The following is a 25,524-nucleotide window of genomic DNA, read 5'->3' as shown; positions in this document are numbered from 1 at the left end:
AAAAGAAAAGATACTTTGTGCTAAATCCAAAGCTTATTCTGTCATCCATTTTAAAAATTAACGCTAAGACAATACGTTTTTTTCTATTTTTACAAAAAAACAAAACAATGCGTCCCATTTCGCTATTATTTATACTTGGAATAACCTTACTTATCAGTGCTTGTCGTACTGATTTTTCTACTATACCCAGCAATGGTAAATTAGTTTTTTCCAGAGATACTGTTTTTTTAGATACCGTTTTTTCTACAATAAGCTCCAGTACTTACATGCTAAAAGTGTACAATAAAAGCAAAAACGATATTAACATACCCTCGATCAAACTTGGTAAAGGACTGAATTCTAAATACCGCATGACCGTTGATGGCATGCAAGGCGAAAACAATAAAATCTTTAACAATGTTACTCTTTTAGGTAGGGACAGTCTCTATATTTTTATAGAAACCACCCCATCTATTTCGGACGCTAATCCTGTAGATTTTTTGTATGCTGATGAAATTGAGTTTGACAGTGGTAGTAATTTGCAAAAAGTAAAATTACTCACACTAGTAAAAGATGCTGTTTTTCTCTATCCAAAACGCTTCAATGATAATACTACCGAGACCGTAACATTTGACGAAAAAGAATTAAGCGGATTCTATTTGGACGAAAATGACGCAATCAATGGAAACGAACTGCATTTTACCAATCAAAAACCCTATGTGATTTATGGATATGCTTGCGTACCAGAAGGCAAAACCGTCATTTTTGATGCAGGAGCTAGAGTTTATTTCCATGCTAACTCAGGCTTAATTGTACCACAATCGGCAAGTTTACAATGCAACGGGACAGTTTCGACCTCAACAAAACTGGAAAACGAGATTATCTTTGAAGGCGACCGTCAGGAAGCTATGTATGCTAGTATTCCCGGACAATGGTCAACCATCTGGCTTCGAAGTGGAAGTACAAATCATACTATCAATCATCTTACCATCAAGAATGCAACAATAGGTTTACGAATTGACAATCAAGACAACAGCACGATTTCTATAAAAAACAGCCAGATTTACAATTCTTCTCATTATGGAATCTTAGCCGAAAACGCTAAAATTACAGGCGAAAACATCGTAATTAATACCGCTGGCAAAGCTACCTTAGCCTGTATTTATGGCGGAAACTATCAGTTTACACATTGCACATTTAACAACTATTGGAATAGCCCGCAACAATCGACCCTAACACTAAGTAATCGTAAAAGTTCCAAAAATCCAGAAATTTCAAATCTAACTCAGGCAACTTTTAATAATTGCATTATTTATGGAGCCTACACTAACGCATTGATTTTTGACAAAAATAATACAGCCCAATTTGAATACCAATTCAACAATTGCTTATTAAAACAGGAAGCCAATAGCTCCAATCCTCTATTTAATTTCGGTGACACAAACCATTACCCAAACAACATAATCAATCAAAATCCACTGTTTTTTGACATTGTAAAAAACAAGCTAAATATTGACAATACTTCTGCCGCTTTCGCAAAAGGGAATCCGATTTATTTAATTCCTTTAGATATTAATGGAAAAACCAGAACTTCACCTCCTGACTTAGGAGCTTATCAAAATATGACATTTCCTAAATAGCTATTAAGTTGTTAACTCCTAGTATTTAACTCTTTAAACTGCTTTCTAAATACCTCCATCTGCTTTCTGAAATCTACAATCTGAACACTGATTTCAACGACCTTAAAAAGTCATTTTTACACTTGTTCGTACTGTTTTTTTAACCTAAATTTGCAGCGTTAATTTAACAAACTTATACTTTTACGATGATTCATTTCTTTGAAAACCAAAGCAACGCAATTTTTGCTGTACAAACTCAAGGCGAAATTTCGGCTCAAGATATTTCTAAACTAAACTGGCTTTTTGCCAATGCAACTAAAATAGAGAAATCCGTATTGACGGATTTTTTTGTTGGTCCTCGTGCAACAATGATTACGCCTTGGAGTACCAATGCAGTAGAAATCACTCAAAATATGGGTGTTTCAGGAATCATTCGTATTGAAGAATTTTTCAGAGCTACTGAAGATTTCAACGATTTTGACCCAATGCTTTCTCAAAAATATACCGAATTAAATCAGGATATTTTTACTATCAATATTCAACCAGAACCTATCTTAGAAATCGATGATATTGATGGGTATAACAAACAGGAAGGATTGGCTTTAAGCGAAGAAGAAGTAGAATACTTGAATAATTTGGCTACCAAATTAGGAAGAAAATTAACGGATTCCGAAATATTTGCTTTCTCTCAGGCCAACTCGGAGCACTGTCGTCACAAAATTTTCAATGGAACTTTTATCATTGACGGTGAAGAAAAAGAAACTTCTCTTTTCAAATTAATCAAGAAAACATCTCAGGAAAACCCTAACGATATCGTTTCGGCTTATAAAGATAACGTAGCCTTTTTAAAAGGACCAAAAGTAACTCAGTTTGCTCCTAAAAGTGCTGATAAACCTGATTTTTACGAAACAAAAGAATTTGATTCGGTAATTTCATTAAAAGCAGAAACACACAACTTCCCTACAACTGTAGAGCCTTTCAATGGTGCTGCAACAGGTTCAGGAGGAGAAATTCGTGACCGTTTGGCAGGAGGACAAGGTTCGCTTCCATTAGCTGGAACTGCAGTTTACATGACTTCTTACTCTCGCCTGGAACAAGAAAGACCTTGGGAAAAAGCCATGGACGAAAGGCAATGGCTATACCAAACACCAATGGATATCTTAATTAAAGCTTCAAACGGAGCTTCTGATTTTGGAAATAAATTCGGGCAACCGCTTATTACGGGTTCTGTTTTAACTTTCGAACATGAAGAAAATAATAGAAAAGTAGGTTACGATAAAGTAATCATGCAAGCTGGTGGTATTGGTTACGGAAAATTAGACCAAGCTATCAAACACAAACCACAAGAAGGAGATAAAATTGTAATCCTTGGTGGAGAAAACTATAGAATTGGAATGGGCGGAGCTGCGGTTTCATCTGCTGATACAGGTGCTTTTGGTTCGGGAATTGAATTAAATGCCATCCAACGTTCGAACCCTGAAATGCAAAAACGTGCTGCTAATGCCATTCGTGGATTAGTAGAAAGCGACAGCAACCCTATCGTTTCTATTCACGATCACGGAGCTGGTGGACACTTAAACTGTCTTTCGGAATTAGTGGAAGAAACTGGAGGTTTAATCGACTTAGACAAATTACCTGTTGGTGACCCTACACTTTCTGCTAAAGAAATCATTGGTAACGAATCTCAGGAAAGAATGGGATTAGTTATCGCTCAAAAAGACATCGATTCCTTACAAAGAATCGCCGAAAGAGAGCGTGCTCCAATGTATCAGGTAGGTGATGTAACCGGTGACCACCGTTTTACTTTTGAATCAAAAATTACGGGTGAAAAACCGATGGATTATGCTTTGGAAGATTTCTTTGGAAGTTCTCCTAAAACCGTAATCACTGATAATTCAGTAGCCTATAACTACACTGAATTAGCTTACGACAAAAACAATATTGCTAAATATTTAGAAGAAGTATTGCAATTAGAAGCAGTAGCTTGTAAAGACTGGTTAACTAACAAAGTGGACCGTTGTGTGAGCGGAAGAGTGGCAAAACAACAATGTGCCGGACCATTACAATTACCATTAAACAACGTTGGGGTTATGGCTTTGGATTATAATGGAAAAGAAGGTATCGCCACTTCTATTGGTCACTCTCCTATCGCTGCCTTAGTAGATCCTGCTGCTGGTAGCCGTACTGCTATTGCCGAGTCTTTATCAAACATTATCTGGGCTCCAATTAAAGACGGTATCAAAGGTGTTTCATTATCGGCTAACTGGATGTGGGCTTGTAAAAATGAAGGTGAAGATGCTCGTTTATACGAAGCGGTTCAGGCTTGTTCTGACTTTGCAATCGAATTAGGAATCAATATCCCAACCGGAAAAGATTCACTTTCGATGAAACAAAAATATCCAAACGACGAGGTAATTGCTCCTGGAACGGTTATTATTTCGGCTGCTGGTAACTGTACTAACATCACAAAAGTAGTTGAGCCGGTTTTACAAAAAAATGCAGGTTCAATCTATTATATCAACCTTTCTCAGGACGACTTTAAATTAGGCGGTTCTTCTTTTGCTCAAACATTGAACAAAATTGGTACTGAAGTTCCAACGATTAAGGACGCTGCATTCTTCAAAAAAGCATTCAACACTGTTCAGGAATTAATTAATGACCGTCAAATTGTGGCTGGACACGATATTGGAAGTGGTGGTTTAATCACTACTTTATTAGAAATGTGTTTTGCTGATGTAAACTTAGGAGCAAAAATTGACTTCTCTGTTTTTGAAGAAAAAGACATTATCAAATACTTATTTGCAGAAAACATCGGTATTGTTTTCCAGGCGAAAGACGACGCTGCTTTAGAAAGTAAATTAAATGCTAGCGGAGTTTCTTTCTACAAATTAGGAACAGTAACAAACGAGGCTATTTTAAACTTTGGCCCTTGCCAATTAGACATTGCTAAATACAGAGATATTTGGTACAAAACATCGTATTTATTAGATCAAAAACAATCTAAAAACGGAACAGCTAAAGAGCGTTACGACAACTATAAGAACCAAGCTTTAAACTTTACTTTTCCTGCTCATTTTACAGGTAAAAAAGCAGAGATTCCTGCAGGTCCAAGACCAAAAGCAGCGATTATCCGTGAAAAAGGATCAAACTCTGAGCGCGAAGTAGCTAATGCTATGTATATGGCTGGTTTTGATGTAAAAGACGTTCACATGACCGATTTGATTTCGGGTCGTGAAACTTTAGAAGATATTCAATTCATCGGGGCTGTTGGAGGTTTCTCTAATTCGGATGTTTTAGGTTCTGCTAAAGGTTGGGCTGGAGCTTTCTTATACAACGAAAAAGCGAAAACGGCTTTAGAGAACTTCTTTAAACGCGAAGACACACTTTCTGTTGGAATCTGTAATGGATGTCAATTGTTCATGGAATTAGAATTAATTAATCCGGAACACGAAGTACACGGAAAAATGCAACATAACAACTCTCACAAACACGAGAGCGGATTTACATCAGTTACTATTCAAGAGAATAACTCTGTAATGTTATCTTCATTAGCAGGATCTACTTTAGGAGTTTGGGTATCACACGGAGAAGGTAAATTCAAATTACCTTACAGTGAAGACCAATACCAAATTGTTGGTAAATACGGTTACAACAGCTATCCAGCTAACCCTAATGGTTCTGATTTCAACACAGCTATGATGTGTGATAAAACAGGTCGTCACTTAGTGATGATGCCACACATTGAGCGTTCTTACTATCCTTGGAACTGGGCACACTACCCAGAAAGAGGTCAAAAAGACGAAGTATCTCCATGGCATGAAGCATTTGTAAATGCCAGAAAATGGATTGAAAACAACTAATTTTAGTTCTACAATATGAAAAGCGTTCTCTTTCGAGAACGCTTTTTTTTACATCAAATTTATTTTAATACAAAAATAATCCTACATTTACTTTTCTAAATAATTAACTTCAACAAACATGAAAAAAACACTTTTAATGGCTAGCTTCGTATTAATATCCTTTTTGGCGAATGCTCAAGATAACTCAAAAAGAGAAAAGATTAAACATCTGTTAGAATTAACTGGCTCAGGAAAATTAGGCATGCAAGTTATGGATCAAATGATGAGTAGTTTTAAAAATTCCTATTCCACTGTTAAACAAGAATTTTGGGATAATTTTAGAAAAGAAATCAATGCTAATGATATCGAGAATTTAATTTTACCCGTTTATGATAAATATTACACTGAAACTGATATCGATCAATTAATTACTTTCTACAACTCCCCAATTGGTAAAAAAATGATTAACACAATGCCTTTAGTCATGCAAGAATCAATGAAAGCTGGTCAAAATTGGGGTAGAGAAATTGGTGAAAAAGTATTGGCTCGCTTAAAAGAAAAAGGCTATTTGGATAAATAAAATACTATCGTTAGATTTGTCTATAGACTAACACAAATTAATAAAATTAACCCTAATTATGCCAACACCTGTTTCAGAATGTTCGTACTGTCAAAAAAACGAAGCGTTAGACAATTTAATGATTAAAATTACTGATTTAAAAGTATCAGAATTATTTATTTTTAAAGAGCAATCTTACACTGGACGATTAAATGTAGTATACAAAGATCATGGAGTTGAATTTCATGAACTTACTGACGAACAACGTAATGCGCTTATGGAAGACGTAGCAAGAACTGCCAAAGCAATAGCTAAAGTGTTCAATCCTGATAAAATTAACTACGGTTCTTTTTCGGATAAATTATCACATTTACATTTTCACATTGTCCCTAAATATGCTGATGGATATGGATTTGGAAGTGTTTTTGAAATGTTTCCTAACAGAGTAACCCTTACAGATGAGGAATATGAAAATATTATCGAAAAAATAAAAGCTGTTTTATAAAACAGTAAAACAAGATTCCTTTTAAATCCTCTTTTTTAATCCAATTTAAAAAGAGGATTTTTTTAAATTAAAACATTTGCCCCCCTTAGGACTACTCTAAAACAACAATTCAGCTATGAAAATCTATCAAATTGATGCTTTTACCCAAGAAGTTTTTTCAGGAAATCCAGCTGCAATATGCCCTTTAACCGAATGGCTACCCGACAGTATCATGCAAAAAATCGCTGCTGAGAACAATTTAGCCGAAACCGCTTTTTATGTAAAAAAAGACAATCATTTCGAAATTAAATGGTTTACTCCAACTGTTGAAGTCGATTTATGTGGGCATGCCACATTAGCAGCGGCTTTTGTGTTATTCAACTACGAAAACCACAACGAAAACACAATACCATTTTTCTCTCCCAGAAGTGGCGAATTAATTGTAACCCGAGAAGGTGATTTACTTTCATTGAATTTCCCAATAGACATAGTGGAAACAACTGATTTGACCGATTCAATTATTGAGTCGTTCAATATCAAACCCTCCCTAGCACTTAAAGGAAAGACTGACTATATGCTGGTTTTTGACCATGAAGAAGATATACTGAATCTGAATCCAAACTTTGAAAAAATTTCAAAACTCAATGCTAGAGGAGTAATTGTTACCGCAAAAGCTACCAAAGTCGATTTTGTTTCCCGTTTCTTCGGACCACAATCTGGAATCAATGAAGATCCTGTAACAGGTTCAGCTCACACAAGTTTAATTCCATATTGGGCTAAAGAATTAAATAAAAACAAATTAACAGCTATACAACTATCGAACCGAAAAGGATATTTAGAATGTGAATTAGTTGCGAATAGAGTTCGTATAAGTGGATACGCTAAATGCTATCTTATAGGTTCTATATTCATAGAATAAGAAAAGCCACTCTAAAAATTTAAAGTGGCTTCCTAACAAAAATTTATCAAACCCTAAAATGACAAATCCTATATCCTTTATACTAATCTATTTCTAACATCACATTATCCATGAAGATTGCTGGCTCTCTTTCTGTTTGCCAATAATCAGCTAGGATACTCAAAACTACATCTTTTAAACCAGAAAAAGAACTTTCTAGTTGATTCTCTTCATCTTTTATTACTTCAATAAGTAATTCGTTAACTTTTCTTATTTTTTCTGAATTTGTCATATTGATGTGTTTTAACAATTAATATTTCAGTTCTTATTTACGATGGTAAAATTATAAGAATTAGCTTTTTATGACAATACCCACTTTTAGTGATTTTTTTTTAGCTTTTTAAGAGAAACTTAAGATTTGTCTTATTCACTTTCATAAAAAGTTGAAATTATTAATTTAAAATGCTTAAAACGCTTCCTCCAAATAGCACATAAAAAAGCAATTTGCAGAACTAAAACAGTACTTATAAGCACTAAAAAACAATACTTGCTAGCGTTGAAATTGATATTATAAGTAAAAAAACACATTAAACCTCCAGCAAAGCCTAAACGAATAAAAATAGAGATTAAAGCGTATTTCTTTAATCTAACATATAATTGTTCTAATGCCCTCTTAACATCTGATCCATCAGTCAAATACTTATTATAAAAATAACCGTATACGCTATGCAAAATAGGAAGCATAAGTGTTACTACTAGAACAGCATTTACCCAAAATGGCTTTTTATCTCCATCAAACATCGAATAATACACTAATAAAAAAAGCGACCAAGCTGTAACCTCAATCTGAATTTGTCTTCTAATGGATTTTAAAACAGGATGTTGGTTTTCCTGTAACATATTTAACAAAGCTTTTTCACTTTTTAAAATTGTATCTACTGCATTCCATTCCGATTTTAAATCATCTTTACTCATAATTTCTCATTTAATAGATTTTTAATTTTGGCCTTAATCCGATTGATTTTGACACCTACATAATTCTCACTTATCCCTATTACTTCTGAAATTTGCTGATAACTTAAATCTTCAAAATAGAGCGTTATCAAGGCTTTTTCACCATCATCTAATACTTTTAACACACTAAATAATCGTTCTTGTCTAACTAAAAGCTCTTCACTTACTTGCTCCTCAGCCAAGTCAGGTAATTGAGACAAGAACTTAATTGGAGATTTTTGTTTTCTAAAAGAGGCTATTGCAGTATTCAAAGCTATACGGTACATCCAAGTACTTATTTTGGACTCCGATTTAAAATTAGGATAGGATTTCCAGAGTTAGAATACTATTTCTAGAAACAAATCTTCACGATCTTCAGGGGTATCACGATACAAATGGACAACTTTATGAATCATCGCATTGTATTGTGATATTAACCCTAAAAAATCTTTTTCAAGTTTATTCATTCTAAACTAATTGATAAAGAAACAATCTAACATCAGCAAAATTCAATTGAGTTTTCATGGATTCATTACACTTAATTCATTCTTGATCCAATTAATTTCTTTTCGAAGGGCTGCATTTTGAGATTTTAAACTATCGAGCTGTTCTTGAAGATGGTTGTCTCTAATTTTTGATCTTCCTTCGGGTGAAGACTCTTTTGCACAACTCAATACTACAAAAAGTAAAACGAACATAATAACTGTTTTCATAATTATCTATTTTTAGCTATTAGTTGTTCACAATTAAAAAAACTTACAGTTAAACAAAAAAAAAAAAAAATCGTAACCCATTAATTACCTATAAACGTATAACTAATTGGTTTCTTAATTTTATAAAAATGAGTAGGAATATATTTTTAGATCGTCCAACTATACTTAGTCTAAAAGTGGTTAAAGCAATGACTCCTAGCGGTATTACTTCCGAATAAAACTACAAATTAGATAAATTTCAACTTATTAATTTATGAAAATCGGTGTAATTTGTGGTATAAAACTAAGTCCATTTTCAATCAATTAGATACTACTCTATATGTTGGATCTTCTATAATATTCACTTCAATAATTCCCGTGGCATTTTGCAACAATTGACGGCAATCTTCACTTAGATGATGTAAATGCACAGTTTTCCCAACTTTAGCATAACGCTCCGTAATTTTATGAACAGCATCAATGGCACTCATATCGGCTATTTTACTTTCTCTGAAATCAATAATCACTTCATGAGGATCATTCAGCACATCAAATTTTTCAGCAAAAGCGGTTGTCGAAGCAAAAAACAACGGACCATATATTTCATAATGCTTCACTCCTTTTTCATCCACATATTTTTTAGCACGAATGCGTTTAGCACTTTCCCAGGCAAAAACCAAAGCTGAAATAATCACCCCAATCAAAACCGCTAAAGCCAAATTATGCAAGAAAATAGTAATCAAAGCCACCACAATACCCACAAAAATATCCTGTTTAGGCATTTTGTTGATGATTCGAAAACTACTCCATTCAAAAGTTCCTATAGAGACCATAATCATAACCCCTACCAGGGCAGCCATAGGCAATTTTTCTATTACTGGAGCACCAAACAAAACAATACAAAGAATAGTTAATGCAGCCACAATTCCTGACAAACGAGCTCTGGAACCAGCAGATAAGTTCACTAACGTTTGTGCTATCATTGGACATCCACCCATCCCAAAGAAAAATCCGTTTAAAATATTCGCACTTCCCTGAGCAATACATTCTCTGTTTCCGTTTCCTTTGGTAGCAGTAATTTCATCAACTAAATTTAAGGTTAGCAAACCTTCTGTCAATCCCACACAAGCCATAATCAAACCATAAGGCAGTATCAATTGGAATGTTTCTAAATTCAAAGGAATAGAAGGAATATGAAAAGGAGGAAATCCACCACTCACCGAAGCAATATCGGCCACCGTTTTAGTTTGAATTCCAAAAACAAAAACTAAGACAAAAACCACCATAATAGCCACTAATGAAGCTGGAATCGCTTTAGTTATTTTTGGAAAACCTATAACAATTCCAATTGTCAAAGCAACCAAACCCAACATAATAAACAACGGACTACCTGATAACCAAACACTTTGTCCATTGACCATTGTTTTAAATTGTTCCAATTGCGACATAAATATCACAACAGCTAAACCATTCACAAATCCGTACATGACAGGTTGCGGAACTAATCGGATAAACTTTCCCCATTTAAAAACTCCAATCAAAATTTGGATTACACCTGCCAATGCTACCGCAGCAAACACATAATCCAATCCATGCGAATTCATTAAAGCGATTAAAACAATAACCGTTGCTCCTGCACCTCCCGAAACTAAACCGGGTCTACCACCAAAAATAGCTGTTACTAATCCCATGATAAAAGCAGCATACAAACCTACCAGAGGAGGAAATCCAGCCAAAATAGCAAAAGAAAGTGATTCCGGAATCATGGTCATCGCTACGGTTAATCCAGCTAAAACTTCGGTTTTATAATTTACTTTTTGTGAAAAATCAAATAGTTTAATATACTGTTGCATGTGATGGTAAAAAAATTAATTATATAAACTCTCAAAATATGGAGAGTGTTTTTAAAGAGTTGCAAAGTTAAGTTTTTAAAATGGAACCGTAATTTATGCTGTACAATATGATTGTTCACTTTAAATTGTCCGATTTTTAATATCTTTAACTTAAATTTAGAATTTAATCATCCAATGGAAATCAAGCTATTTTTTAAAGACACTTTCGAATATAATTGGCAATGCAATCAAAAACTTATACAGTTATTTGAAGACATTGAACGTACTATTCCTGAAAAATCGATCCAATTGTTAAACCATTTAATTAATGCCCAAGTAATCTGGAACAACCGAATTCTGAATCAAAAAAGCACTGTGGAAGTTTGGGAAAAACGATCTTTAATCAATTTGGAAGAAATTAATGAATCCAATTACAACCAAAGTCTACAAATTATAGAAACGATTGATTTAAGTCAAAAAATCAATTATAAAAACTCTAAAGGAAGTAAATTTTCAAATTCTGTTCAGGAGATTCTTTTTCACGTTATTAACCACTCGACTTATCATCGAGCCCAAATTGCCAGTGATTTGAAAGCAAATGGTATAGAAGCCATCAATACTGATTATATTTTTTATAAAAGGGATGAAAACTAAATTTAGAGAAAAAATAGTATAATTAAAAAACTAAAGTTATGAAAAATGGAAATCCTGTAGTTTGGTTTGAAATTTATGTTGATGACCTTACCCGAGCAAAAAAATTCTATGAAACGGTATTTGACCTTACAATGGAGGAAATGCCATTGCCGGATACTGGCGAAGAATTCCAAATGTTATTCTTCCCTTCTAATATGGAATCTAAAAACACAGCATCAGGAGCACTGGTAAAGATGCCTGGTTTTGGAGCGGGTAATAACAGTACTATTGTTTATTTTATGAGCAACGATTGCAGTATTGAAGAATCCAGAATTGAAGCTGCTGGAGGAAAAGTTTTTAAACCTAAAATGTCTATTGGAGATTATGGTTTTATCACTTTGGCAACAGATACCGAAGGTAATATGATTGGAATACATTCAATGGAATAAATAAAAATTGCTTAAAGATTCTATTATTTCGTTTGTACATGTGATTTTAAGTGTTATTTTTATAAAAAACACTCAAAAAATAACTCGTTATCGAAATAAAAGAAATGGAAAGAATTTTTGCAGAATATTACATTGAGACCCCTTATGAAGTAGAACAGGCGGCAGCGGTTTTAGCAGGCGAACAGTCTTCTGGAACTTTTGTATCGGTTCCTGGTGAAACCGCCGAACTCAAACAACGCTTTGCTGCCCGAGTAGAACATATTGAAAAACTGGATATTGTAGACGAACCTTCGATTCCTGGAAATAGTATTCCGGGTAAGAACTACCAAAGAGCCAAAGTTCAGGTAAGTTGGTCAATTGAGAATTTCGGATACAATCTACCTTTATTAATCAGCACTTTACAAGGTAATCTATACGAAATCAGTCAATTTACCGGATTAAAATTAATGGATTTTGAAGTACCGGAATCCTACAAAAATCATTTCAAAGGTCCTCGTTTTGGAATTCAAGGTTCAAAAGCCTCTTGTGGTGTGGGCGAAAGACCGATGATTGGTACGATTATTAAACCAAGCGTGGGGATGAGTCCTGAAGAAACAGCGGCTTTAGTACAAACTTTAATCGAAGCAGGTATCGATTTTATCAAGGATGATGAATTGATGGGATCTACAGCAAACTCTCTTTTTGACGATCGTGTAAACGTTATCATGAAAGTAATTAACAATCATGCTCACAAAACAGGCAAAAAAGTAATGTATGCATTTAACATCAGTGACGAGATTGATGCGATGCAAAGAAAATACGATTTAATCAAAAAGCACGAGGGAACTTGCGCCATGATTAGTATAAACAGCGTAGGATTGAGCGCTACTAAAAAAATTTGTGACCAAGGTGATTTGGTTATCCACGGACACCGCAATGGCTGGGGAATGTTAAACCGTCATCCGCTATTAGGAATTGAATTTCCAGCATATCAAAAAATTTGGCGTTTGGCAGGCGTTGACCAAATGCACGTAAACGGAATCCAGAATAAATTCTGGGAATCCGACGATTCGGTGGTAAAATCCATTCAGTCCTGCTTAAAACCATTTGTTTGTGGCAACAATCCTTTGCCGGTTGTTTCTTCAGGACAATGGGGTGGTCAAGCTTTTGAAACTTACAGAAGAACCCAAACCACCGACTTATTATACATGGCTGGTGGCGGAATATTAGCACACCCAATGGGTCCCACAGCAGGTGTAAACGCCTTACAACAAGCATGGAAAGCAGCAGTTGATGGTTTATCTATTGAAGAAGCCGTTTTACAGCATCCTGAATTTGCAGCATCAGTTAAAAAATTCGCAAAATAATAAATCAAAAAACAGCCACGAATTCCACGAAATAACACAAATTTGGATATCATAACATTCCACGAATCTGCCTAAAGCAGATAAAAATTTGTGTAATTTATTTTAGAAATCATTAGTATTTGTGCTAACTCGTGTAATTCGTGGTGAAAATAAAATTCCTGTGTTTGCAGACATAACTGCTAAAAATAAATTCGTAAAATAATGAACAGAGAACATTCTTTATTATTGGCATATTATGGAGATGATTTTACAGGCTCCACTGATGCTTTAGAATTCCTGACCCTAGCCGGAATAAAAACCGTTCTTTTTCTTCGCTCACCACTTCATAAGGATCTGGAGCTTTTTCCTGGAATTCAGGCTATTGGTCTGGCCGGAAAAAGCCGTTCGATGTCACCCAATGAAATGGAAGGTGAATTATATCCTGCATTTGAAACCTTAAGAGATTTCAATGCCGAACAGGTGCATTACAAAGTCTGCTCTACTTTCGACTCAGCTCCTCATGTGGGTAATATTGGTAAAGCTATCGAAATTGGTTCGGAAGTTTTCAATCAAAAAACCACCTTCATCTCCCCTGCTGCACCGCATTTGGGAAGGTATTGTGTTTTTGGGAACTTATTTGCTAAAATGGGAACTACCGGAAATGGCGAAATCCATCGGCTTGACCGTCATCCGTCCATGAGCATGCATCCCGTTACTCCCGCTCACGAAGCCGATTTGCGATTACATTTGGCTAAACAAACCAAAAAAAGCATTGATTTAGTCAATATTACTACTATCGAAAAAGGTTCGGATGCTATTCAAGAAGCATTGCTCTCCAAAGAAAATGCTGAAATAATATTTTTTGATGGTTTGAATCAGGACCATTTAAAAAACATTGGAACTGTTTTTCATCAGAAAGGAAAAGAGAAAACACTATTTACTGTTGGCTCTTCGGGAATCGAAATGGCGCTTGGACTGGCTTGGAAAGAAAATCACATCATTCCAAATAATTATGAATTCAAGCATCCGGGTGAAGCGAGTCCGCTTTTGGTCGTATCTGGAAGCTGTTCGCCTGTAACGGCCGGACAAATCGAATATGCTGCAGCTAATGGTTTTGAAAGCATTGCTTTGGAATCTAAAATAATGCACCACGACCATCAGGAACAAAGTATTGCCGAGGTAGCGGCCGCAATTATAAACAAACTAAAAGCTGGAAAAAGCGCCATTTTGCATACGAGTATTGGTCCAAATGACCCAAGAATTGCAGAAACCGAAACGTATTTAAAACAGAGCGGACTAACGGATAAAGAAGTTCAAAAACAAAGCAGTAAAATCTACGGACGTGTTTTGGGGCAAATCATTAAAGAAGTTTTACAAGTTGTTCCTATCCAACGTATTCTTTTTGCCGGAGGTGATACTTCGAGTTATGCCGCTTCCGAATTGGGGATTTTCGCCTTGGAGATGATGGCGCCACTAGCACCCGGAGCTCCGCTTTGCAAAGCGATTTCAGAGGACGAAAAAGTAAATGGCTTAGAACTCAATTTCAAAGGTGGTCAGGTAGGCACTGCGGATTATTTTATCAAAGTTCAAAAAGGAGAAAAATTATAATATTCAAAATAAAAAAAGAATACATGAAAGCAAAAACATTAGGATTCGTACATACTTCAGCTACATTAGTTCCATTATTCCAACAACTTAGTTCGGAATATTTAAACGGTGTAGAAACATTTAATATTGTTGACGACAGTCTAATCAAAGATGTAATTAAAAAAGGAAAATTAATGCCAAATACCTCAGCCAGAGTGGTAAATCACGTAAAAGCAGCCGAAGAAGCGGGTGCGGATGTGATTTTGGTAACCTGCTCTTCAATTGGAGTTGCAATCGAAACGGCTGCTACTTTGAGCTCGGTTCCTGTAGTACGTGTCGATCAAGCTATGGCTGACGAAGCAGTTCAAATCAGCAACAAAATTGGTGTTATTGCAACATTGCCAACAACCTTAGAACCAACCAGTGATTTGGTGAGAAGAAGAGCCATTGCAACAGGAAAAGAGGTAACTATAACCTCAAAATTATGCGAAGGAGCTTTCGAAGCTTTAATGAGTGGAGATGCTGCGAAACATGACGAAATGGTAGCCAAAGCGCTAAAAGAATTAATGCAGGAAGTGGGCGTAATTGTGTTGGCTCAAGCTTCTATGGCCCGTGTTGTAGATGGTTTAAGTGATGCCGAAAAAGTGGTTCCTATTTTAGCAAGTCCGGCGATTGCCATGAAAAAATTAGCCGAAGTCTATTTCTAATAGAATTACTATGCGTAAACTCTTCCTTTGGGCTAGTCCCATTTTGTTTGTCCTTTCGGCTATTGGTTGGTTCTCACAAATGGACAGCCTTTGGAAAATTGGTTTAATTAGTGCTTTTGCCTGTTTGGCAATAGGAATTGGACATAGTAAACTCCTGAGTGGTTACCAATACACCCTTTGGATTCTGACGGCTGTTTGCGCCGGATTGATTTACCCACAAACTTTTTTACATCTGGGCTCTATCGATTTACGAAATAAATGGCTCATTTTAGTGATCATCCAACTGGTTATGTTTGGTATGGGAACTCAAATGAGTATTGAAGATTTTACAGGTATTCGCAAATCAGGGAAAGGAGTACTAATTGGCTTATTGGGACATTTTACCATTATGCCTATTACAGGATTTATTTTGGCAAAAACTTTCCATTTCGAACCTGAAATCGCAGCAGGAATCATCTTAATTGGTTCTTGTAGTAGTGGTTTAGCTTCGAATGTGATGACTTATATTGCCAAAGGAAATCTGGTTTTATCCGTTACGGTTACTGCTATTTCTACCCTAGCTGCACCCATTATGACGCCTTTTTTAATGAAACTATTTGCCGGAACCATGGTTGAAGTGAAGTTCTTCAACATGATGATGGAAATTATCAAAATTGTTTTGGTGCCATTATCAGCGGCAATGATTCATGATATTTTGAAAAACTATGGTGAAACAGCACGAAAAAGGATAAATTATCTATCTGTGTTCTCAATTATTTGGTTGGGAGTATTGTCCTTTATCGGTTCTTCATTTACTTATGATAGTGAAAGTACGACTGGAATTTTAATCGAAATTTCCGCTTTTATTGCTGGTGCCATTTTAGTTGGTAAATTATATCATTCTGCCTATAAAGCATATCCCAAAATCGATAGTTTAATGCCCTATTTTTCAATGTTTGGTATTATTTATTTCACTTTGGTAACCACCGCAGCTGGTCGAGATAATTTAATTCAAATAGGTTTTATTCTTTTCCTTGTGGCTGTGCTTCACAATGGAGCAGGCTATTTCTTTGGCTATTATTTAAGTCGGATTTGTGGTTTAGACAAAGACAGTAGTCGAACTATTGCTTTCGAAGTAGGTTTACAAAATGGAGGAATGGCATCAGGGCTAGCGGGTTCGATGGGAAAATTAGCCACTGTAGGTCTGGCCTCTGCCGTATTTAGCCCCTGGATGAATGTATCTGGTTCCTTATTAGCCAATTTTTGGAGGAAAAAAGCAGAAAAAGAAAAGAACTAATAAAATTCAACTAACAACTAAAACCAAAACAAGCTATTAATCAATCATCTGGATATATTTTTTTATAAATTTTCAGATGATTTTTTTTATCTTCATTACCACAACAACCAATCAAAAAAATTAGAGTAAAACCACATTATTGATTTTATAATCCAACCTTAAATTAAACCAAAATGGATATCACAAGAAGAAAATTTTTAACCTCAGTAAGCATGCTGGCAGCTTATTCAGCATTCCCTATCAGTTCATTTGATTTTGATTTTGAAAATTCTAAAAAACTAAAAGTCGTTCTGGTAGGAACCGGAGTACGCGGAATTAGTTTTTGGGGCAAAAGATTAATCGAACAATATTCGGACATACTTGAATTTGTTGGTCTTTGCGATAGCAATCCTGGAAGAGTTGAATATGCCAAGAAATTCATCGGTGTGAACTGCCCTACTTTTGTAAATTATGATGAGATGCTAAAAAACACAAAACCAGATCTTATCATTGTTACAACAAAAGACTCAACGCATCACGAATTCATTATTAAAGGATTAGAATCTGGCTATGATGTACTGACTGAAAAACCAATGACAACTGATGAAAACAAATGCCAAGATATATTAAATGCAGAGCAAAAATCAGGTAAAAAATTAATTGTAGGTTTCAATTACAGATGGAGTCCCTACAGCACAAAAATCAAAGAACTTTTAGCCAATAATACCATTGGAAAAATTACATCGGTAGATTTTAATTGGTACTTAAATACCTATCATGGTGCTTCCTATTTTAGGAGATGGCACGGTCTAAAAAATAGCGGCGGAACACTTTGGGTTCATAAAGCAACACATCATTTTGACTTATTGAACTGGTGGCTGGATTCAGACCCCGTTGAAGTTTTTGCTATGGGTGATCTAGAACATTATGGAAAAAACAATTCATTTAGAGGAGAAAACTGCCGCAAATGTGAACACAAAAACACTTGCAACTATTTTTATGATATTACTAAAGATAAACACCTCATGGATTTGTATGTCGCAAATGAAAAATACGATGGCTATGTGAGGGACAATTGCGTTTTTAGAAAAGAAATTGATATTTATGATAAAATGTCGGCTCAAATAAAATATGCTAATAATGCTATGGTAAACTACTCCCTCACTACGTATTCCCCTTTTGAAGGCTGGAGATTAGCATTTAATGGTACCGAAGGTCGAATTGAAGCTTCTTTAGATATTCCATATAATAAGAAAAGAAAGGTAGATCAAGCCGAAATGCACGACAAAGAAATGGACCAATCGGCTATTGAAGAAGCTGACTTTGAAACCATCATCGTTCATAAGCTTTGGAAAGATTATGAAAAAGTTACGATTCCTACGGAAAAAGGAGGACATGGTGGTGGTGACCAACGCTTGCATGACAAAATTTTTAAAACACCTGAAACGATCGACCCATACGAAAGATCTGCTGGCAGTAGAGATGGAGCAATGTCAATATTAATAGGTATTGCTGCTCGAAATAGCATAGAATCTGGAAAACCAATAAAAATCTCCGATTTGACCGATTTGACACCAATGCCAAACCGTGATAAATAATATCCTAAAAATGAAATACAAGCAACTAGTATTATTTTTAGTTACTCTAATTTCAGTAGTAAACTATGGGCAAAAAAGAGGTTCTTGGGGCGATCAAGGAAATGGAACTTACATAAACCCAATTTTAAATGCTGATTATTCTGACCCCGATGTCATTCGGGTTGGGAATAAATACTACATGATTTGTTCTGAATTTCATTATATGGGGATGACTATCCAGGAATCAGAAGATATGGTAAACTGGAAAATCGTGGGTCGAATTTACAATCGTTTGGATTTTCCGGCATATGATACTTTTAAAAGATATGCCGGAGGCAGCTGGGCTCCGGCAATACGTTTTCACGACAATAAATTTTGGGTCTATTTTTGTACTATCAATGAAGGCCTGTTTATGACTTCTGCTAATAATCCCGAAGGCCCTTGGTCTCCACTCCTACTTGTAAAAGAAGTTGAAAAATGGGAAGATCCTTGCCCTTTTTGGGATGATGATGGCCAAGCCTATCTGGGACACAGTGTGCATGGTGCTGGACCAATTATTATACATAAAATGAGTGCTGACGGGACAAAATTACTTGATGAAGGCAAAACAGTATATACAGGACCTGTTGCCGAAGGAACTAAAATATACAAAAGAAATAATTATTACTATATCAGCATTCCTGAAGGAGGAGTTTCAGAAGGTTGGCAAACTATTTTACGCTGCAAAAACATTTATGGTCCTTATGAAAAAAGAGTCGTTTTAGAAAAAGGAAGCACCAACATTAACGGTCCACATCAAGGTGCAATAGTTGACACTCCTAATGGAGAGTGGTGGTTTTATCATTTTCAATCTGCTGATGCTTTAGGGCGTGTATTGCATTTACAACCTATGTATTGGCATGACGATTGGCCCGTTATTGGAATAGATATTGACCGAAACGGAATTGGGGAACCTGTAGCGGTATGGAAAAAACCTGATATAGTTGGTGATTTCCCCATTGTTGCCCCGCAATCAGATGATGAATTTAATTCAGCCGAATTAGGACTTCAATGGCAATGGAATCATAACCCTATTAATGCTAATTGGTCTTTAACGGACAAAAAAGGATGGTTTGTTTTAAAAGCTAAAAAAGCAGCAAATATTATGGAAGCTTATAATACCTTAACTCAAAAAGTAATGGGAAGTTACGGAGAAGTTACGGTTCAAATGGATGCTACTCATATGGTTTCTGGACAAAAAGCAGGATTAAGTAGTATGTCTAAAGTTTACAATTCTATTGGGGTTAAAAACAATAACGGAAAATTATACGTTTTTTTCGAAGGAAAAGATAAACCAAAAGAAGAATTCATCATTACAAATAAAACAATTTACCTTAAATTAAAACTTGATTTAATACATCAAAAAAATCATTTCTTTTACAGTTTGGATAATAAAAACTTCAAAGCCATTGGCCCTGATTTCAATGCCGAATTTGGATATTGGAAAGGTAGCCGAATAGCTTTATACAGTTATAATGAATTAACCGATGGAGGTGCTGCTGCTTTTAATTATTTTCATTACAACTATGATGGCCCCAAATAAAGCAAATCAATTTTTGAATTTATTCTAATTTTCTTTCTCAAAATTCAACCTCATCCTTTACCAAAAAACTATGAAAAAAGCCTGTATTACATTTTTTACAATTCTTTCTTTTTTATGTTCTCAAGCTCAAAACATCAAAAAAGTTTATAACGTTTATGATTTTGGTGCTAAAGGAGACGGAATAACCAATGACCAAATAGCCATTCAAAAAGCTATTGATGCTTGTAAAGAAAATGGAGGAACTGTTGTATTTGAAAAAGGAACTTTTTTAACAGGTCAAATAGTTTTGGTAAGCAATTTAACTTTAAAAATTGATGCTTCTGCCACTGTTTTAGGAATTAAATCTGATGATGAAAAAGACTATCCGCATCATCTTATTGATACCAAGTTCCCAAACAGAATGCTTCAAGATTGTCAAAGAAGATTAATTTACGGAAACAAAGTTAACAATGTAACGATAACAGGTGGCGGAACCATCAACGGACAAGGTGATTACGAACCTTGGATGCATGTAAAAGAAATAGGTACCGAAAAAGACCGTCCTTCTATCCTAGCCTTTGTAGGCTGTAACACTGTAACAGTATCAAACATTACCCTTATCAAACCGGCTTGCTGGACTCAAGTTTATATAGAATCGGATAACGTAGTTATTCAAAAAATAAAAGTAAATACGGGCCAACTCACCCCAAACAGAGATGGCATTGATATCGTAGACTGTCATAAAGTACTTATTGAAGACAGCTATATTGAATCAGAAGACGATGGAATTTGTTTTAAAAGCGGTAGCGAATACGGCTGTAAAGACATTATTGTAAGAAGATGTATATTGGATAAACTAAATGTAAAAGCTGGAAATTGCTTTAAATTAGGTACCGATGGCTTAGGTAGTTTTATGAATTTTGATGTTTCTGAACTAATCCTGAAAAATGCTTTTCAAAATTCAGCCTTTTGTATAGAATCGATGGACGGAGCTGTAATTGACAATTTAAATTTCAGCGATTGCCAAATTACCAATTGTGGGCAAGCTATCTTTATTCTTTTAGCCGACAGACGCAGAACTGTACCCGACAGAAAAACACGCATAGGTGCCATTTCAAATATCACTTTCAAAAACATAAATGGAACTAATTTTACTCAGCAATATCCTTCTATCATTACAGGGATAAAAGGACACAACATTCAAAATGTAACTTTTGAAAATATCAATTTCGAATTAAAAGGTGGTATCCAAAACACAAATCAAACAGTTATGGAATATGATGGAAAATATCCAGAAGGAAGTTACTTTGGCAACACCAATGCTTTTGGTTTTTTTATCAGGCATGCCGATACCATTACTTTTACAAATTGTAAAATAACTACTAAATCAGTAGACAAAAGACCATGGTTAATTCAACAAGACACTCATAAAGTTGAAATCAATTAACTGATTTCAAAATAAAAGAAACAATCCTCAAGTTTAAAGAACAAGTTAAATTGTACATTAAAAAATTATTTTAGTTCTTTGAGCCTCCTATTTACAAACACTTATGGAAGTAATAAAAAACAAAGAAGGATTTGAAGCAGTAAATTCAAATCCATCCCTAATGCGCAAAGTAGTTCATTTGGATCATTTGATGGTTACCGTAATTGAATTCTTAAACGGACCAATGGAAACACCTGACCCACCACACAAACATGTACATGAACAAATCACTTATGTAGCTTCGGGTTCACTTAAATTATTTGTTGAAGACCGAGAATATCTTTTAAACGAAGGAGATGTCTATAAAATCGAATCCAATTTAAATCACAGCATTCAAACGCTAACAGAATATGTAAAACTTGTAGATAGTTTTACTCCTTTGCGTCAAGAATTTTTATAAATCAACGCTTTCGCTACTCTAACAGTACTCATTATGAATATTATTTATCGCTTGTTTTTGTTGAATTTATTACTGGTCACTCAAAATAATCAGGCACAAAAAAAAGTAACGCTTTTTAATCAAAAAGACCTAAAAGGCTGGTATGCCTTTGGGGAGGAAAAAGGCAAGGTAAACAATGCTTCCGAACTTTTTTCGGTCGAAAATAAAATGATTCGACTTTATGGATCTAAGTCGGGTTACCTGATGTCCGAACAATCGTTTAAAAATTTTGAAATGATTGTTAAATTCCGTTGGAACACCGATTCTAAATTTGCAAAAAAAATGAATACTAAAAACAGCGGTGTGATGTATTTGGTACCTGCTGAAACTCCAGATGTTTTATGGCCTAAAGGAATCCAATTTCAAATTAAAGAAGGCGCTACAGGCGATTTTGTTTTACTTCAGGAAGTAACTCTTAACATCAATGGAACCAAAACCCAAGCAGGCAAAAGCGTGGTTTCTAAACGTTTTGCGGATACCGAAAAACCATTTGGAGAATGGAACAAACTAGAAGTAATTTCTAAAAATGGCGTTATCACTCAAAAGTTAAACGGCATCTTAGTCAATCAAGGCAGTGAATCAACCGTTACCGAAGGTAGGGTTTTATTGCAATACGAAGGTTTTCCAATCGATTTTAGAAAAATATGTATTAAAAAACTCAAATAAGCTACTTCAAGATAAAATCTATTATTTTTGCCGCAGATTTTAAGAAAGAGACTCGCTTTGATAAAAAACAGCTAACTTTTAAACACAAAGACCGCAATGTCTTCGCAAAGTTCAGAAAGTTCTCAAAGCTTTGCGATCTTTTTTTAGACAAAAGAATAATCTTTCTTTGTGTCCTTTGCGTTTAAATATTATAAGTAAGATAGAAATCATTCGGCGTAAATCTTTAAATCTGCGGCTTTTTTTAGCTAAAAATTAAACTCTAAAATCCATGTTTTTCCAAATTAAAGCCTATCTAAAATTCCTTTGGCATTCAAAAAACGAACATGCGGTGCACTCCCCTTTTGTTTTTAGTCTGATAACCAAATGCTTTTATGATAAGAAAAAGAAAGCTGAATATCCCCTTTTAGATAATTACCGCAAGACTTTATTGGAAAACAAAAACAGCATTGAAGTAACCGATTTTGGAGCAGGTTCCAAAGTTTTTAAATCAAATACCAGAGCTATAAGACAAATCGCCAAAACAGCTGGAATTTCAAAAAAAAGAGCTCGATTATTATTTAGAATTACTAATTATTTCCAACCCGAAAATATACTGGAATTAGGCACTTCATTAGGTTTGGCTACTTCTGCTCTTGCTTTAGGAAATAAAAATGCTTCAATTACCACTTTAGAAGGTTGCCAAAATACAATGGCAGTTGCACAAAAACAATTAGTAACGCTGTCATCTCGAGCGGAGTCGAGGGACAATATCAATAACGTAAAATGCATTACAACCGAATTCAATAATTTCCTATCAACTGTCAATTCACAACTGTCAACTTATAACTTAATCTATTTTGACGGTAATCATTCAAAAGAAGCTACTTTAGATTATTTCGAAAAATTATTACCTACTATTAACAATGACTCCGTTTGGATTTTTGATGATATTCATTGGTCTGCCGAAATGGAAATAGCTTGGGAAAGCATCAAAAAACACCCAAAAGTTTCTGTAACTATTGATACGTTCCAATGGGGATTGGTTTTCTTCAGAAGAGAACAACCTAAAGAACATTTTATCATTCGTGTCTAACTCACTATTAATTTGTATTATAAATCATAAGTTTTTCACAATAGAAGCTACTTTTTAGTAAATGATTTTTTAGCTTTGGTTTATCGAAAAAAACAATCTAAATCGAAACTGAAAAATGAGTGAACCATTAATTAAAATAGCCAATATCAAACGTAATTTTGAACTAGGAGATGAAATTGTGTACGTTTTAAAAGGAATCGATTTAGAAATCAACAAAGGAGAATATGTGGCACTAATGGGACCTTCAGGCTCTGGAAAATCGACGTTAATGAATCTTCTGGGCTGTTTAGACACTCCTACTTCTGGAACCTATATTTTAAACGGAAAAGATGTCAGTAAAATGAGAGATGATGAGCTGGCCGAAATCCGTAATAAAGAAATAGGATTTGTTTTTCAAACTTTCAATCTATTACCGCGAACTACTGCACTGGACAATGTAGCTTTACCCATGATTTATGCCGGTTATCCAAAAGAAGAACGCAACAAAAGAGCTATCGAAGTATTGAAACAAGTTAATCTTGCTGACCGTATGGATCATCAGCCCAACCAGCTTTCTGGGGGGCAACGCCAGCGTGTAGCGGTGGCTCGTGCCTTGGTCAACAAACCTTCTATTATTCTTGCTGACGAACCAACAGGAAATCTTGACTCTAAAACTTCTATCGAAATCATGAACCTTTTTAACGATATTCATGCAAATGGAAATACGGTTATTTTGGTCACTCACGAAGAAGAAATTGCCGCTTATGCACATCGTGTCATTCGTTTACGAGATGGAATGATTGAAAGTGATACCAGAAAAAAGTTAGAAGTTAAGAGTTAAGGGTTTGAAGTTTCAAATTCCAATTATTAATAATATGTTTTTTCTCTACAAACATCTTACTTCTAACCTATAACACTTAACTTTTTACTAAATGAAAATATACACCAAAACAGGCGACAAAGGTAGTACTTCCTTATTTGGAGGGACTCCTGTGCCAAAAGACCATATCCGCATTGAAAGTTATGGAACGGTCGATGAACTCAATTCCTACATTGGCTTGATTCGTGATCAAGATATCGATGCGCATTACAAAGACATATTGATCGAAATTCAGGATAGGCTATTTACTGTGGGTGCTTTATTAGCCACACCTGAGGATAAAGCTATTTTAAAAAATGGTAGCGCACGATTGCAAAATTTAGGTATTGTCGATTCGGATATTGAATTTTTAGAAAAAGAAATAGACCTAATGGAAAGCAAATTGCCTCCAATGACTCATTTTGTTCTCCCAGGCGGACATCCTACCGTGTCACATTGTCATATTGCACGCTGTATTTGTCGCCGTGCCGAGCGTATAACCGTTCATTTAAGTCATAATGAGAGCATTCCTGAGATTACAATCAGCTATTTAAACCGACTTTCTGACTATCTTTTTGTGTTGGCACGAAAGTTGTCGCTTGATTTAAACGCCGAGGAAGTCAAGTGGATTCCAAGGAAATAGTAGTCAGTCATCAGAATGCAATGAACAGTACCAATCTGAACGCTAAAAAACGGAAAACTGAACACTAAAAAAAGACGTTCTTATTTTTTTTTAAAATAAATGATTTTTTACTTGCCTTTTTCAGTAAAAAATTTATTTTTGCACAAAACTAAATCGACAAAAGATGTATTGGACATTAGAATTAGCATCCTATCTTAGTGATGCACCATGGCCTGCTAACAAAGACGAACTTATTGATTACGCTATACGTGCAGGAGCTCCATTAGAGGTAGTAGAGAACCTACAATCTATTGAAGATGAAGGCGAAATATATGAGTCAATGGAAGAAATTTGGCCAGACTATCCTACAGACGAAGATTACCTTTGGAACGAGGATGAATATTAAAAAACA

24 protein-coding genes and 1 pseudogene are annotated in these 25,524 nt (G+C 35.0%); 20 read left to right on the top strand and 5 right to left on the bottom strand.

Annotation, left to right across the window (positions count from 1 at the left end; translation table 11 throughout):
- The first annotated feature begins 107 nt into the window (after positions 1 to 107).
- The 5 genes from ACFPTQ_RS07645 to ACFPTQ_RS07625 all read left to right on the top strand — a co-directional run bounded on the left by ACFPTQ_RS07645 (position 108) and on the right by ACFPTQ_RS07625 (position 7,399).
- Positions 108 to 1,619: a hypothetical protein gene (locus ACFPTQ_RS07645; RefSeq protein ID WP_379775900.1), complete on the top strand. Its 1,512-nt coding sequence runs from the start codon at positions 108 to 110 to the stop codon at positions 1,617 to 1,619.
- Between the two features lie 185 nt (positions 1,620 to 1,804).
- Positions 1,805 to 5,458 (top strand): phosphoribosylformylglycinamidine synthase, encoded by a 3,654-nt coding sequence (purL, locus tag ACFPTQ_RS07640; protein WP_379775897.1) that lies wholly within the window; start codon positions 1,805 to 1,807, stop codon positions 5,456 to 5,458.
- A gap of 118 nt (positions 5,459 to 5,576) precedes the next feature.
- On the top strand, positions 5,577 to 6,017 hold the full coding sequence (locus ACFPTQ_RS07635; RefSeq protein ID WP_278035359.1) for a DUF2059 domain-containing protein: 441 nt from the start codon (positions 5,577 to 5,579) through the stop codon (positions 6,015 to 6,017).
- Between the two features lie 58 nt (positions 6,018 to 6,075).
- Positions 6,076 to 6,501 carry an HIT family protein gene (locus ACFPTQ_RS07630; protein WP_379775893.1) on the top strand — a complete coding sequence of 142 codons (426 nt, stop codon included), beginning with the start codon at positions 6,076 to 6,078 and terminating at the stop codon, positions 6,499 to 6,501.
- A gap of 115 nt (positions 6,502 to 6,616) precedes the next feature.
- Complete coding sequence (locus ACFPTQ_RS07625) at positions 6,617 to 7,399, top strand: PhzF family phenazine biosynthesis protein (RefSeq protein ID WP_379775890.1); 783 nt, start codon at positions 6,617 to 6,619, stop codon at positions 7,397 to 7,399.
- An 82-nt stretch (positions 7,400 to 7,481) separates the two neighbouring features.
- Here the strand turns inward: ACFPTQ_RS07625 and ACFPTQ_RS07620 are convergent, their stop codons facing one another.
- The 5 genes and pseudogenes from ACFPTQ_RS07620 to ACFPTQ_RS07600 form a co-directional block, all read right to left on the bottom strand.
- The gene (locus ACFPTQ_RS07620; RefSeq protein ID WP_278035356.1) at positions 7,482 to 7,670 is read right to left on the bottom strand and encodes a hypothetical protein; all 189 of its coding nucleotides are present in this window, start codon (positions 7,668 to 7,670) and stop codon (positions 7,482 to 7,484) included.
- 131 nt (positions 7,671 to 7,801) lie between these two features.
- On the bottom strand, positions 7,802 to 8,353 hold the full coding sequence (locus ACFPTQ_RS07615) for a hypothetical protein (protein ID WP_379775887.1): 552 nt from the start codon (positions 8,351 to 8,353) through the stop codon (positions 7,802 to 7,804).
- Positions 8,350 to 8,697 (bottom strand): annotated as a pseudogene (locus ACFPTQ_RS07610) (RNA polymerase sigma factor); the annotation flags it as partial. The pseudogene ACFPTQ_RS07610 and the gene ACFPTQ_RS07615, both read right to left, overlap by 4 nt.
- A gap of 195 nt (positions 8,698 to 8,892) precedes the next feature.
- Complete coding sequence (locus ACFPTQ_RS07605; RefSeq protein ID WP_379775884.1) at positions 8,893 to 9,084, bottom strand: hypothetical protein; 192 nt, start codon at positions 9,082 to 9,084, stop codon at positions 8,893 to 8,895.
- Positions 9,085 to 9,383: 299 nt separating this feature from the next.
- Positions 9,384 to 10,916: a SulP family inorganic anion transporter gene (locus ACFPTQ_RS07600; RefSeq protein WP_379775881.1), complete on the bottom strand. Its 1,533-nt coding sequence runs from the start codon at positions 10,914 to 10,916 to the stop codon at positions 9,384 to 9,386.
- A gap of 174 nt (positions 10,917 to 11,090) precedes the next feature.
- Between ACFPTQ_RS07600 and ACFPTQ_RS07595 the strand changes: the two genes are divergently transcribed.
- The 15 genes from ACFPTQ_RS07595 to ACFPTQ_RS07525 all read left to right on the top strand — a co-directional run bounded on the left by ACFPTQ_RS07595 (position 11,091) and on the right by ACFPTQ_RS07525 (position 25,518).
- Positions 11,091 to 11,549: a DinB family protein gene (locus ACFPTQ_RS07595; protein WP_379775878.1), complete on the top strand. Its 459-nt coding sequence runs from the start codon at positions 11,091 to 11,093 to the stop codon at positions 11,547 to 11,549.
- Between the two features lie 38 nt (positions 11,550 to 11,587).
- On the top strand, positions 11,588 to 11,977 hold the full coding sequence (locus ACFPTQ_RS07590) for a VOC family protein (protein ID WP_379775875.1): 390 nt from the start codon (positions 11,588 to 11,590) through the stop codon (positions 11,975 to 11,977).
- A 104-nt stretch (positions 11,978 to 12,081) separates the two neighbouring features.
- A complete protein-coding gene (locus ACFPTQ_RS07585; RefSeq protein ID WP_379775872.1) occupies positions 12,082 to 13,323 on the top strand; it encodes a ribulose-bisphosphate carboxylase large subunit family protein in 1,242 nt (413 codons plus the stop codon).
- Between the two features lie 201 nt (positions 13,324 to 13,524).
- Positions 13,525 to 14,910: a four-carbon acid sugar kinase family protein gene (locus tag ACFPTQ_RS07580; RefSeq protein ID WP_379775869.1), complete on the top strand. Its 1,386-nt coding sequence runs from the start codon at positions 13,525 to 13,527 to the stop codon at positions 14,908 to 14,910.
- Positions 14,911 to 14,933: 23 nt separating this feature from the next.
- A complete protein-coding gene (locus tag ACFPTQ_RS07575) occupies positions 14,934 to 15,596 on the top strand; it encodes an aspartate/glutamate racemase family protein (RefSeq protein ID WP_379775866.1) in 663 nt (220 codons plus the stop codon).
- 10 nt (positions 15,597 to 15,606) lie between these two features.
- Positions 15,607 to 16,872: a bile acid:sodium symporter family protein gene (locus tag ACFPTQ_RS07570; protein ID WP_379775863.1), complete on the top strand. Its 1,266-nt coding sequence runs from the start codon at positions 15,607 to 15,609 to the stop codon at positions 16,870 to 16,872.
- Positions 16,873 to 17,045: 173 nt separating this feature from the next.
- The gene (locus tag ACFPTQ_RS07565) at positions 17,046 to 18,449 is read left to right on the top strand and encodes a Gfo/Idh/MocA family oxidoreductase (protein ID WP_379775860.1); all 1,404 of its coding nucleotides are present in this window, start codon (positions 17,046 to 17,048) and stop codon (positions 18,447 to 18,449) included.
- Between the two features lie 10 nt (positions 18,450 to 18,459).
- Complete coding sequence (locus ACFPTQ_RS07560; RefSeq protein ID WP_379775858.1) at positions 18,460 to 20,010, top strand: glycoside hydrolase 43 family protein; 1,551 nt, start codon at positions 18,460 to 18,462, stop codon at positions 20,008 to 20,010.
- Positions 20,011 to 20,080: 70 nt separating this feature from the next.
- Positions 20,081 to 21,436, top strand: a complete 1,356-nt coding sequence (locus ACFPTQ_RS07555) for a glycoside hydrolase family 28 protein (protein WP_379775855.1) — start codon at positions 20,081 to 20,083, stop codon at positions 21,434 to 21,436.
- Between the two features lie 103 nt (positions 21,437 to 21,539).
- Positions 21,540 to 21,875 carry a cupin domain-containing protein gene (locus tag ACFPTQ_RS07550; RefSeq protein ID WP_379775853.1) on the top strand — a complete coding sequence of 112 codons (336 nt, stop codon included), beginning with the start codon at positions 21,540 to 21,542 and terminating at the stop codon, positions 21,873 to 21,875.
- A 33-nt stretch (positions 21,876 to 21,908) separates the two neighbouring features.
- Positions 21,909 to 22,580: a 3-keto-disaccharide hydrolase gene (locus tag ACFPTQ_RS07545; protein WP_379775850.1), complete on the top strand. Its 672-nt coding sequence runs from the start codon at positions 21,909 to 21,911 to the stop codon at positions 22,578 to 22,580.
- Positions 22,581 to 22,848: 268 nt separating this feature from the next.
- Positions 22,849 to 23,652 (top strand): O-methyltransferase, encoded by an 804-nt coding sequence (locus tag ACFPTQ_RS07540; RefSeq protein WP_379775847.1) that lies wholly within the window; start codon positions 22,849 to 22,851, stop codon positions 23,650 to 23,652.
- Positions 23,653 to 23,767: 115 nt separating this feature from the next.
- Positions 23,768 to 24,472: an ABC transporter ATP-binding protein gene (locus ACFPTQ_RS07535; RefSeq protein WP_379775844.1), complete on the top strand. Its 705-nt coding sequence runs from the start codon at positions 23,768 to 23,770 to the stop codon at positions 24,470 to 24,472.
- A gap of 91 nt (positions 24,473 to 24,563) precedes the next feature.
- Positions 24,564 to 25,133 (top strand): cob(I)yrinic acid a,c-diamide adenosyltransferase, encoded by a 570-nt coding sequence (locus ACFPTQ_RS07530; RefSeq protein ID WP_379775841.1) that lies wholly within the window; start codon positions 24,564 to 24,566, stop codon positions 25,131 to 25,133.
- 163 nt (positions 25,134 to 25,296) lie between these two features.
- On the top strand, positions 25,297 to 25,518 hold the full coding sequence (locus ACFPTQ_RS07525) for a DUF2795 domain-containing protein (protein ID WP_007138072.1): 222 nt from the start codon (positions 25,297 to 25,299) through the stop codon (positions 25,516 to 25,518).
- The last annotated feature ends 6 nt before the right edge of the window (positions 25,519 to 25,524 follow it).

The organism is Flavobacterium sp. GCM10022190 (genome assembly GCF_042656445.1).
Taxonomy (GTDB): domain Bacteria; phylum Bacteroidota; class Bacteroidia; order Flavobacteriales; family Flavobacteriaceae; genus Flavobacterium; species Flavobacterium nitratireducens.
Note: the sequence above shows the minus strand (reverse complement) of the source record. Positions and strands in the feature narration are given on the sequence as shown.

Coding starts and splice junctions, on each gene's coding strand:
- ACFPTQ_RS07645 (WP_379775900.1), top strand. CDS start 108: ATGCGTCCCATTTCGCTATTATTTATACTTGGAATAACCTTACTTATC.
- purL (WP_379775897.1), top strand. CDS start 1,805: ATGATTCATTTCTTTGAAAACCAAAGCAACGCAATTTTTGCTGTACAA.
- ACFPTQ_RS07635 (WP_278035359.1), top strand. CDS start 5,577: ATGAAAAAAACACTTTTAATGGCTAGCTTCGTATTAATATCCTTTTTG.
- ACFPTQ_RS07630 (WP_379775893.1), top strand. CDS start 6,076: ATGCCAACACCTGTTTCAGAATGTTCGTACTGTCAAAAAAACGAAGCG.
- ACFPTQ_RS07625 (WP_379775890.1), top strand. CDS start 6,617: ATGAAAATCTATCAAATTGATGCTTTTACCCAAGAAGTTTTTTCAGGA.
- ACFPTQ_RS07620 (WP_278035356.1), bottom strand. CDS start 7,670: ATGACAAATTCAGAAAAAATAAGAAAAGTTAACGAATTACTTATTGAA.
- ACFPTQ_RS07615 (WP_379775887.1), bottom strand. CDS start 8,353: ATGAGTAAAGATGATTTAAAATCGGAATGGAATGCAGTAGATACAATT.
- ACFPTQ_RS07605 (WP_379775884.1), bottom strand. CDS start 9,084: ATGAAAACAGTTATTATGTTCGTTTTACTTTTTGTAGTATTGAGTTGT.
- ACFPTQ_RS07600 (WP_379775881.1), bottom strand. CDS start 10,916: ATGCAACAGTATATTAAACTATTTGATTTTTCACAAAAAGTAAATTAT.
- ACFPTQ_RS07595 (WP_379775878.1), top strand. CDS start 11,091: ATGGAAATCAAGCTATTTTTTAAAGACACTTTCGAATATAATTGGCAA.
- ACFPTQ_RS07590 (WP_379775875.1), top strand. CDS start 11,588: ATGAAAAATGGAAATCCTGTAGTTTGGTTTGAAATTTATGTTGATGAC.
- ACFPTQ_RS07585 (WP_379775872.1), top strand. CDS start 12,082: ATGGAAAGAATTTTTGCAGAATATTACATTGAGACCCCTTATGAAGTA.
- ACFPTQ_RS07580 (WP_379775869.1), top strand. CDS start 13,525: ATGAACAGAGAACATTCTTTATTATTGGCATATTATGGAGATGATTTT.
- ACFPTQ_RS07575 (WP_379775866.1), top strand. CDS start 14,934: ATGAAAGCAAAAACATTAGGATTCGTACATACTTCAGCTACATTAGTT.
- ACFPTQ_RS07570 (WP_379775863.1), top strand. CDS start 15,607: ATGCGTAAACTCTTCCTTTGGGCTAGTCCCATTTTGTTTGTCCTTTCG.
- ACFPTQ_RS07565 (WP_379775860.1), top strand. CDS start 17,046: ATGGATATCACAAGAAGAAAATTTTTAACCTCAGTAAGCATGCTGGCA.
- ACFPTQ_RS07560 (WP_379775858.1), top strand. CDS start 18,460: ATGAAATACAAGCAACTAGTATTATTTTTAGTTACTCTAATTTCAGTA.
- ACFPTQ_RS07555 (WP_379775855.1), top strand. CDS start 20,081: ATGAAAAAAGCCTGTATTACATTTTTTACAATTCTTTCTTTTTTATGT.
- ACFPTQ_RS07550 (WP_379775853.1), top strand. CDS start 21,540: ATGGAAGTAATAAAAAACAAAGAAGGATTTGAAGCAGTAAATTCAAAT.
- ACFPTQ_RS07545 (WP_379775850.1), top strand. CDS start 21,909: ATGAATATTATTTATCGCTTGTTTTTGTTGAATTTATTACTGGTCACT.
- ACFPTQ_RS07540 (WP_379775847.1), top strand. CDS start 22,849: ATGTTTTTCCAAATTAAAGCCTATCTAAAATTCCTTTGGCATTCAAAA.
- ACFPTQ_RS07535 (WP_379775844.1), top strand. CDS start 23,768: ATGAGTGAACCATTAATTAAAATAGCCAATATCAAACGTAATTTTGAA.
- ACFPTQ_RS07530 (WP_379775841.1), top strand. CDS start 24,564: ATGAAAATATACACCAAAACAGGCGACAAAGGTAGTACTTCCTTATTT.
- ACFPTQ_RS07525 (WP_007138072.1), top strand. CDS start 25,297: ATGTATTGGACATTAGAATTAGCATCCTATCTTAGTGATGCACCATGG.